This is a genomic window from Flavobacterium sp. (genome assembly GCF_020217025.1).
Taxonomy (GTDB): Bacteria; Bacteroidota; Bacteroidia; order Flavobacteriales; family Flavobacteriaceae; genus Flavobacterium.
The window spans coordinates 1-10,000 of record NZ_JAIWOF010000180.1 but is presented as its reverse complement, the minus strand read 5'-3'; the positions used below and the strand labels follow the sequence as shown (position 1 = coordinate 10,000).

Below are 10,000 nucleotides of genomic sequence, written 5' to 3'. Positions count from 1 at the left end.
ATTTCAGCACTAATTGGTATTGCAATATCCGTTATATACAATATTTTACTTTTCAATGTAATTGATCCAGAAGCTGCAATTCGTTTAAAAGAACTTACACTTGAGTCAACTGTTCAAATGTTAGAGAAATTTGGAACACCAACCTCTGCTATAAAAGAAACTGTTGATAAAATGAAAGATTACAATCAATTTTCAACTATTGAACAACTAAAAGGAAGTATATGGAGTATTGTTGGCTCTGCCATATTTGGTGCCATTTTAGCTGCTATCTTCAAAAAAGACAAACCTGTATTCTAAATAAATGAATTTATCCATAGTTATCCCATTATTAAACGAACAAGAATCGTTACCCGAATTACACAATTGGATTGTGAAAGTGATGCAAGCGCACAACTATTCCTATGAAATCCTTTTTATTGATGATGGTAGTACTGATGCTTCTTGGAATGTTATCGAAAAATTATCTCACGAAAATCCGAATGTAAAAGGAATCCGTTTTCTTAGAAATTATGGAAAATCACAAGCTTTACATGCTGGATTTGCTAAAGCACAAGGTGATGTAGTAATTACCATGGATGCCGATTTACAAGATAGTCCAGATGAAATTCCAGAATTATTCCGTTTAATTACTGAAGATAATTATGATTTAATTTCAGGTTGGAAGAAAAAACGTTACGATTCGGTTGTGGCGAAAAATATTCCGTCAAAATTATTCAATTGGGCCGCTCGAAAAACATCTGGCGTTAATTTGAATGATTTTAACTGTGGATTAAAAGCCTATAAAAATATCGTTATAAAAAATATTGAAGTTTCTGGTGAAATGCACCGTTACATTCCTGTTTTAGCAAAGAATGCTGGATTTGGAAAAATCGGTGAAAAAGTCGTGATTCATCAAGCTAGAAAATACGGAAGTTCTAAATTTGGAATGAGTCGCTTTATCAATGGTTTCTTAGACTTGATTACAATTTGGTTCCTTTCTACCTTCGGAAAACGACCAATGCACCTTTTCGGATTATTAGGTTCTATTATGTTTATGATTGGATTTTTATTCGCTTTCTATTTAGGAATCGATAAATTATTCATCAACACAACCGGAAGATTAATAACAGAAAGACCTCAATTTTATCTAGCATTAACCGCAATGTTAATTGGAACTCAATTATTCTTAGCCGGATTTTTAGGTGAAATTATCCTAAGAACCAAAAACAACGAAGAACGTTATAAGATTTCAGAAGTAATATAGTTTTAAACTACTATCACAATTTGTGATACCATGAAAATAAATTAAAAAATCATTTTTAGATTTTTAAAAATATCAAGATTAAAAATGCATATCGAACAAAGTATTTTAAACAAAGTAAACGAGTGGTTAACCCCAACATTTGACGAAGCAACTCGAAACGCTATTGAAGAAATGATGACTTCGGCTCCAAAAGAGTTAGAAGAAAGTTTCTATAAAAATTTAGAGTTTGGAACCGGTGGAATGCGTGGGGTTATGGGTGTTGGAACGAATCGTATCAACAAATATACATTAGGTAAAAACACACAAGGTTTATCAGATTATTTACATAAATCGTTTCCAAACGAACAATTAAAAGTAGCGATTGCTTACGATTGTCGTCATAACAGCAACACTTTAGCTAAAGTAGTGGCTGATGTTTTTTCGGCAAACGGAATTAAAGTGTATTTGTTTTCAGATATGCGTCCAACTCCTGAATTATCATTCGCGGTTCGTTACTTAAATTGTCATGCAGGAATTGTTTTAACGGCTTCTCACAATCCACCAGAATACAACGGTTACAAAGTATATTGGCAAGACGGTGGTCAATTAGTACCGCCTCAAGATGCTGAAATTATCAAAGTAATTGAAGATTTAAAATACAGCGATATTAAATTCGAAGCGAACAACAGTTTAATTGAATATATAGATACCGAAGTTGACGAAGCTTTCGCGAAATCAACTATAGAAAATGCAAGTTTTAATACGCCAACTGAAGCTAAATCGAATTTAAAAATCGTTTATACTTCTTTACACGGAACTTCGATTAAAGCAATTCCAAACGTATTAGCTAAAGCGGGTTATACCGATGTAAATATCGTTCCAGAACAAGCGGAACCTAATGGTGATTTCCCAACTGTAGTTTCTCCAAATCCAGAAGAACCAGAAGCGTTGTCGATGGCAATTGCTTTAGCAGAAAAAATTGGTGCTGACATGGTAGTAGGAACCGATCCAGATTCCGACCGTTTAGGCGTTGCGGTTCGTGATTTAGATGGAAACATCAAATTATTAAACGGAAACCAAACGATGGTTATCATGACCGCTTTCTTATTAGAGCAATGGAAACGTGCAGATAAATTCCAAGGAAATGAATTCATTGGTTCCACTATCGTTTCTACTCCAATGATGTTAGAATTATCAGCAGCTTATGATGTAGAATGTAAAGCAGGATTAACCGGTTTCAAATGGATTGCGAAATTCATTAAAGATTTCCCAAATCAGAAATTTGTTGGAGGTGGTGAAGAAAGTTTCGGTTTTATGGTGGGTGATGCGGTTCGTGATAAAGATGCAGTTGCCGCTATCTTATTAGTGAGTGAAATTGCAGCACAAGCTAAGGCTTCTGGAAGTTCGTTATATCAAGAATTATTGAATTTATATATTGATTTTGGTTTCTATAAAGAACATTTGATTTCGATTACCAAAAAAGGAATTGAAGGTGCGAATGAAATTAAACAAATGATGGTTGACTTACGCGAAAATCCTATGAAGGAAATCAACGGACAACGTGTAATTTGTATCGAGGATTACCAAGCTTCTAAAGGAAAAGACTTCATGAATAACGAAGAATTTGAAATTAACATTCCAAAATCAAACGTATTGATTTATTATTTGGAAGACGGAAGCAAAATCTGTGCAAGACCAAGTGGAACAGAACCTAAAATTAAATTCTATTTCAGCGTAAATGGAATTTTAGACACGATTGATAACGCTGAATCAGTAGAAAAAGAATTAGACAACAAAATTGCAGGAATTATTTCGGCAATGAAATTAAACTAAATGGACGAAAATTTTAAAAAACTTATTCCTTTTGCAAGAAAGTACAAATACAATGTTATTGGTAACGTATCATTCAACATTTTGTATGCATTATTTGGAACATTAGGAATGGTCTTTATTATGCCTGTTCTTTCTGTTTTATTTGATGAAAGAAAAACAGACGAAGTTAAACTACCAATTTACGATGGAGTCATTAATGCTTTGAGCAATTGGCAAGAATATATCGCCTATTATGTCAATCAATATTCTAAAGATTATGGTATTCAATATGGATTAATGCTTACTGTAGCTTTAGTATTGGTAACTTTTTTATTTAAAAATCTGTCCAATTATTTAGCATTACAACACTTAACGAAAGTTAAAACAGGAGTACTACGTGATTTACGTGAAAAAATGTTCAACAAAATTGTTTCATTACCTGTTTCTTATTATTCTGAAAAAAGAAAAGGGGATGTAATGGCACGAATGCTAGGAGATGTTAACGAAGTTCAAAATTCGTTTTTCATGGTTTTAGAACTTATCGTTAAAGAACCTCTAACTATTTTATTTTCGTTAATTGCTATGATATCCATTAGTTGGAAATTAACTGTTTTTGTATTTGTTTTTATTCCTATTTCTGGATTCGTTATTTCAAAAATTGGTAAAAGTTTAAAATCAAAATCAACTAAAGCCCAACAAGAAAATGGCTATTTAATTTCGATTGTTGAAGAAAGTTTAGGTGGTTTAAAGGTGGTTAAAAGTTACAATGCTGAAAAATATTTTGCTAAAACTTTCAACGATTCCATAAATCGTTTATACCAATTAACTATCTCGATTGGAAAGAAAAATAATTTAGCTTCTCCCATGAGTGAGTTTATGGGGATTTTAGTTATTGGCGTATTATTAGTGTATGGAGGAAACTTAGTTTTAGTCGAAGGTTCTTTAAAAGGTTCAAATTTCATTACCTATATCGGCTTGGCTTACAACATTTTAACTCCAGCTAAAGCGATTTCAAAAGCTTCTTATGCTGTTAAAAATGGATTAGCTGCTGCCGAACGTGTGTTTGAAGTTTTAGAAGTGGAAAACACCATTACCAATAAAGAAAATGCCATTGTAAAAGAAACTTTCACAGATAAAATTAGTATTGAAAACATCAATTTCAGTTATGCTGAAGAAAATGTATTGAAAAACTTCTCATTGGAAATTCCTAAAGGAAAAACGGTAGCTTTGGTTGGGCAATCGGGTTCTGGAAAAAGTACGATTGCGAATTTATTGACTCGTTTTTATGATGTTCAGGAAGGAACGGTAAAAATCGACGGAATTGATATTAAAGACATGACATTAGAATCGCTACGTGATTTAATGGGATTGGTTACACAAGATTCGATTTTATTTAATGATACGGTTAAAAACAATATTCGTTTAGGAAAAGAAGGTGCAACCGATGAAGAAATCATTGCAGCTTTAAAAGTGGCAAATGCTTACGAGTTTGTAAAAGACTTACCTAACGGAATTGAAACCAACATTGGTGATGCAGGAGGAAAACTTTCAGGTGGACAAAAACAACGTCTTTCGATTGCGAGAGCCGTTTTGAAAAATCCACCGATTATGATTTTAGATGAAGCGACTTCGGCTTTAGATACCGAAAGTGAAAAATTTGTTCAAATAGCATTAGAAAACATGATGCAAAACCGAACATCAATTGTTATTGCGCACCGTTTATCCACAATTCAAAAAGCGGATAAAATTGTTGTAATGCAGAAAGGTGAAATCGTAGAGCAAGGAACCCATGACGAATTATTAGCTTTAAACGGAACGTATTCGAAGTTGGTGATGATGCAAAGTTTTGAATAAAAGTTAGGAGTTGGGAGCTGGAAGTTAGGAGTTAAGTAATATAAATTAATCTCATTTAAGATTTTTTAGATTATTGAAATTTCTTAAATCTGTGTTCCAAAATTTGTAATTGTATTTGAATTTGATTTTTGAACTTGTAATTGCACTTGAAAAATGTATGTAAACCATCCAAATATCACTTTACCCGATGACAATGATACCATTGTTTGGAAATATTTGGACTTGTCTAAGTTTTTAGACATGCTGTTGTCACAACAATTGTTTATGTCGCGTTCGGATAAGTTTGAAGACCAATATGAAGGCACATTTTCGGAACCCACTTTTGAAGAAATCAAGAAAATTGCTGCTAACAATCCGAAGTTTTTAGATTACTACAAATCTCATCGTGAAAAAGTAGTGATTAGTAGTTGGCATATCAACGAATACGAATCGTTTGCGATGTGGCAGATTTTCACTCAAAATACAGAAGGTTTAGCCATTCAAACTACGATTGGCAGACTTAAGGAAGCTTTACAACCTGAAAGACAAACCGAGCAATATATTGGTGCCGTAAATTACATTGATTATAAAAAAGAGTTTATTCCGTTTGAAGATACGTTTTTCCCGTTTTTATTTAAACGAAAAAGTTTTCAATATGAAAGAGAAATCCGCATTATTTCTGACGTTTCGGCTAATGGAATGAAAATCGATAACGGTTTAAAAGTCGATGTTAACTTAAATCAACTTATAGAAAAAATCTACATTCATCCTAAAAGTGAAAACTGGTACAAGAAATTGGTAATTGAATTGGTTTCTAAATTAGGCTTTGATTTTGAAATTGAAAAATCGGATTTAGAAAGTGATATTTTGATTTAGAGTTGGAACGCGGATGAAATGGATGCTTTGCAACGCGGATTGAAGCGGATTTTCTTTTTTTTATTTTAATGTCGTCCCTACGGGACTTTTATTCGTTTGGAAGATTTTTTTTTACCGAAGTATCGTTCCTAATGGAACTAATAAAATGATGTTGCAATAATGATAATATAATTCTAAAAAATGCCGTTAGGCATGGAATATTGGTAACACATGAATATCTAACTACTACAAAAATCCCGTAGGGATGACATATTTTACTATTACTTTATAAAATATTGAAAAGTAAAAAAGTAAACTCATCTTTAAAAATAACTAAGAGTAAAAGCGAGATTAGAGTAGAAATCAAAAAGGACTTAGTAAATCCATTTTTTGAATTTCCTTTAAAAAAAAGAAACTTTACAAGTACACCTATCACAAAAATATAAATTAAAAGATTTGTGATAATCATTAAGGAATATCCAAAACTCAAAATATTTCCTAAACCGTCTTGACCTTCTGCTAAAGATAAATTACAAAACAAAATAAAAAAGGAAAGAAAAATAAGTTTGATTCTCATCAAGTATTCAAAAATTACTTCGGATTATACATTTCCACTTTCCACTCGTCTGCTAATAAATTTACGAAATGGTAATGTACTTTATCGTTTTTATCAAAAGCGCCGTTTTTGTTAATATCTTCGATACATCTGAAATACAAACGGTTTTGAGCTTCGATGATATTCCAATCGATTAATTCTTGAAATTCTTCTGAAAGTTTAGTGAAGTTATCACCACTAATTGTACTTAAATACAACGAGCGGATATCGTTTTGATTGATTTTTCCATCTTTGTTTGTATCCGAATCAACCAAAGTGTAAACGATTATTTGCTTTTTAGTTTTAGTGGCAATTCCATCTAAAAATGTTGCGGTTTGAATTTGGATTTTCTTATCAGTTAATGGCTTAACAGTGGTTGAATCAATATGTTGGAAATTCAAATTATCGAAGTAACCTGTAATTTCAAATCGGTTGTAATTGGAAATCGCATAACTTACTTGGTTGGTTTTACTGCTTCCATACACTTTACTATTCGAGTCATACACACGAACATCTCCAACAGGATGAATTAAATATTGGGTTCCTTCCATCAAAATTGGTAAATCAGCCACTTTGATAGATGATGTATCTCTCATTTCCGCTTCTACCTTAGTTTTTCCATCTTCATAGATAACTTTTGGAGTTTCCGTTTCTTTTTTACAACTCATTAAAGTTGCAACCAAGCTAAAAGTAAAAAGAATACGCTTCATCTGTTTGAATTTTATAGTCAAATATACTAAAATAATTATTGGCTTACAATCGAGCAATTAATTTGATATTGAAAACACGAGTGGTCATGTAATTTGGAATACCATATTGTGATTTGGTATATACATCTCGAACCCAAGTATTGGTAATCGCATTTTGATTGTTGAACAAGTTGAAAATTTCTAACCCTAAAGAAAATTCTTTGAAGGGTTTTAACCATATTTTATTAGATTTAATTTCATGGTCTTTAAACACATAAGAAAATCCAACATCGGCTCTACGGTAATCATTTAATCTCATTTGATAGTCGTAAGAATCTTTAACGTAAGAAGGTGCGCCACCCGGTAATCCAGTGTTATAAACTAAATTCAAATACAGTTTTAAATTTGGAATATTAGGCATATAATCTTGAAATAACATTCCAAATTTCAATCTTTGATCAGTTGGACGCGCTATAAAACCTTTGCCATCTTGATTTTCTTCTGTTTTTAAGTAACCAAAACTGAACCAAGATTCTGTACCTGGAACAAATTCCCCATTCAAACGCGCATCAAATCCATACGCATAAGCTTCTGCATTATTGTTAGCTCTATAGCGAATACGAACATTATCAATCGTATAAGTATTTACATCGGTAATATTTTTATAGTAGGCTTCCGAAACTAATTTAAATGGTCGCGACCACATTTTAAAACTGTAATCATTACTCAAAACCACATGTATCGACTGTTGGGCTTTTACATTGGTTTGTACAACTCCATCATAATCTCGAAGCTCTCTATAAAATGGTGGTTGATGATACAAACCTCCCGATAATCGGAACATCATGTCTTTATTCCAGTCAGGCTTAAAGGCGAATTGAGCTCTTGGCGAGAACGTAATTTGACTATCTCCATCTGGTCTTCCATCAGCAGTAACTTGCCATTGATGGGAACGAATTCCTGCATTAAACCAATACTCATGAGCTCCTAGTTTTCCTCTATAATTCCATTGTAAATATCCAGACAATCTATTAATTTTAGTAAAATTAGTAGCTCTAATATTTTTATAAGGTGCTAATGGTCCAACATAAGAATTATAAGGTTGATCGTTTACATATTCCAATAATGGATTTGGTAGTGAAAAACCAGCAGAATCTACTGCCTCCCACTCTACTAATCGATCTCTTATATCTTCAATAGTAAATTTTGCTCCCCATTCAATTTGGGATTTAGTATTAATTTCATGAAATCCTTTTACTTCGGCATTTACGATTAAAGCATCTAAATCGTTACGAGCGTGATTTAATTGCGAACCAATTCCGCGAGAAAAAACAACATCACCAAACGTTTCTGAACCAATATTGGCATCAACCTCACCCAACCTGTATTGCGCTAAGATATCATAATATTCTTGCTCTTGCGTGTGATAACCTGAAAGTATAAATTTCAATTTGTTTTTTTTGTTGTATTGATACACTGCTTTTCCTGCACCAAAAAAAGTAAGGTATTTATCTTTTTCTTGTCCTTCATAAAATACCAACAAAGCAATTGGCTCATCGATAGTACCAAAGTTGGTTTGACGTGTTAAAGGCTGGTAATTGTATTTATTTTGCGAAATGTTGCCTAAAAAACTAAAATTCCATTTGGTGGAAGCATTGAAATTCAACAATGATTGTACATCAAAAAATGTAGGTCTAAAATTGGTTTGTGTTTCTTGGCTATTGACTAAAAGGCTATTATCACGATAACGAATTCCGGTAATATTAGTCCATTTTTGATTTTTAGAAACGCCTTCTACTGTTAAACTTCCTCCCAAAAAATTAGCTTCTAAACTAGCACCATAACGTTTTGGATTGCGATACGTAATATCTAAAACCGATGATAATTTATCACCATATTTAGATTGAAATCCACCCGCTGAAAAGTCTACATTTTGAACCATATCGGTATTCGTAAAACTCAACCCTTCTTGCTGACCTGAACGAATTAAAAAAGGACGATAGACTTCAATTTCGTTTACATAAACTAAGTTTTCATCGTAATTTCCTCCACGAACTGCGTAAGAAGTACTCAATTCGTTATTAGAATAAACACCTGGTAATGTTTTGATTATATTTTCAATTCCAGGATTTGCTCCAGGTATTTTACGTATTACTACAGGATCAATTGTGGTAACGCCTTCAATTCGCTTCTTACTATTTCCAAAGACTGTTACTTCGCCAAACTCCTCTACTTTTGAATTCATAACAGGATTTAATTCAAAGTCTTCGTTAGCTTTTAGATTTACTTCTAAAGTAATTTTTTTTAGCGAAATGTGAGAAAAAACAATTGCTACCTTTTTATTGGCTTGAATTTCTAAAATATAGAAACCATTTTCATTGGAAACCGTTCCTTTGTCTCCCGCTTTTACCGTTACATTTTCAACTGGATTATTGAATTCGTCTAAAATAACTCCTTTAACTCGTGCCTTTTGTGACGAAACAGTGAGGGAAAATAAAGCAACAAAGAATACAAAAAATATATTTTTCAAAAGAATGTGTTTTAATTATCTAAAAAAGTAAGATTCAAAGGTAGTAGAATTTTGTAAATTATCCGTCACAACAATCTTTAAATCGTTTCTACCTGGAACGCAAATATTATCATCTAAATTGTGTACCAACTTTTTTGTTTTGTAATCGTATTCAAGTAAAATCCATTTTCCGTTCAAATAACCATTGTAAGTATCAATATCAGAATGCAAGTCAGTAACCGAAACACTTATTGTTTTTTGCTCTTTAAGCGTTTTACCTTCAACAAAATTTACATTATAAATTCTGGGTGGCGTTACATCTTGAGCTAATTTAAATTTACCTAATGATTTTGTTTTGATTGTAAATGAATTTCCTTTTCGATACGTTTTATTGTACTCTAATTTATATCCATCTAGTGTTGCTATATATGTTTTGGCTAATTGTTCTTCTGTAAGACCTTGAACGTCATTAAAGGTAACCGTAA

At 32.3% G+C, this 10,000-nt stretch carries 7 protein-coding genes and 1 pseudogene; 5 read left to right on the top strand and 3 right to left on the bottom strand.

Going from position 1 to position 10,000, the window contains the following annotated elements; genetic code table 11:
- The 5 genes from LDL23_RS09240 to LDL23_RS09220 form a co-directional block, all read left to right on the top strand.
- A partial coding sequence (locus LDL23_RS09240; protein WP_291265433.1) for a DUF4199 domain-containing protein occupies positions 1–297 on the top strand: 297 nt, incomplete at its 5' end.
- 4 nt (positions 298–301) lie between these two features.
- On the top strand, positions 302–1,243 hold the full coding sequence (locus LDL23_RS09235) for a glycosyltransferase family 2 protein (protein WP_291265432.1): 942 nt from the start codon (positions 302–304) through the stop codon (positions 1,241–1,243).
- Between the two features lie 84 nt (positions 1,244–1,327).
- Positions 1,328–3,055, top strand: coding sequence for a phospho-sugar mutase (locus tag LDL23_RS09230; RefSeq protein WP_291265431.1), 1,728 nt, complete (start codon positions 1,328–1,330; stop codon positions 3,053–3,055).
- A complete protein-coding gene (locus LDL23_RS09225) occupies positions 3,056–4,888 on the top strand; it encodes an ABC transporter ATP-binding protein (protein WP_291265430.1) in 1,833 nt (610 codons plus the stop codon). It abuts the gene before it with no gap.
- Between the two features lie 153 nt (positions 4,889–5,041).
- Positions 5,042–5,743 (top strand): DUF2971 domain-containing protein, encoded by a 702-nt coding sequence (locus LDL23_RS09220; protein ID WP_026724767.1) that lies wholly within the window; start codon positions 5,042–5,044, stop codon positions 5,741–5,743.
- A 570-nt stretch (positions 5,744–6,313) separates the two neighbouring features.
- Here the strand turns inward: LDL23_RS09220 and LDL23_RS09215 are convergent.
- From LDL23_RS09215 to LDL23_RS09205, 3 genes and pseudogenes are all read right to left on the bottom strand, one after another.
- Entirely contained in the window at positions 6,314–7,027 is a 714-nt protein-coding gene (locus LDL23_RS09215; RefSeq protein WP_291265429.1) for a hypothetical protein, read from the bottom strand.
- Between the two features lie 43 nt (positions 7,028–7,070).
- Complete coding sequence (locus tag LDL23_RS09210; RefSeq protein ID WP_291265428.1) at positions 7,071–9,536, bottom strand: TonB-dependent receptor; 2,466 nt, start codon at positions 9,534–9,536, stop codon at positions 7,071–7,073.
- Positions 9,537–9,551: 15 nt separating this feature from the next.
- Positions 9,552–10,000: pseudogene (locus tag LDL23_RS09205) on the bottom strand (M23 family peptidase); the annotation flags it as partial.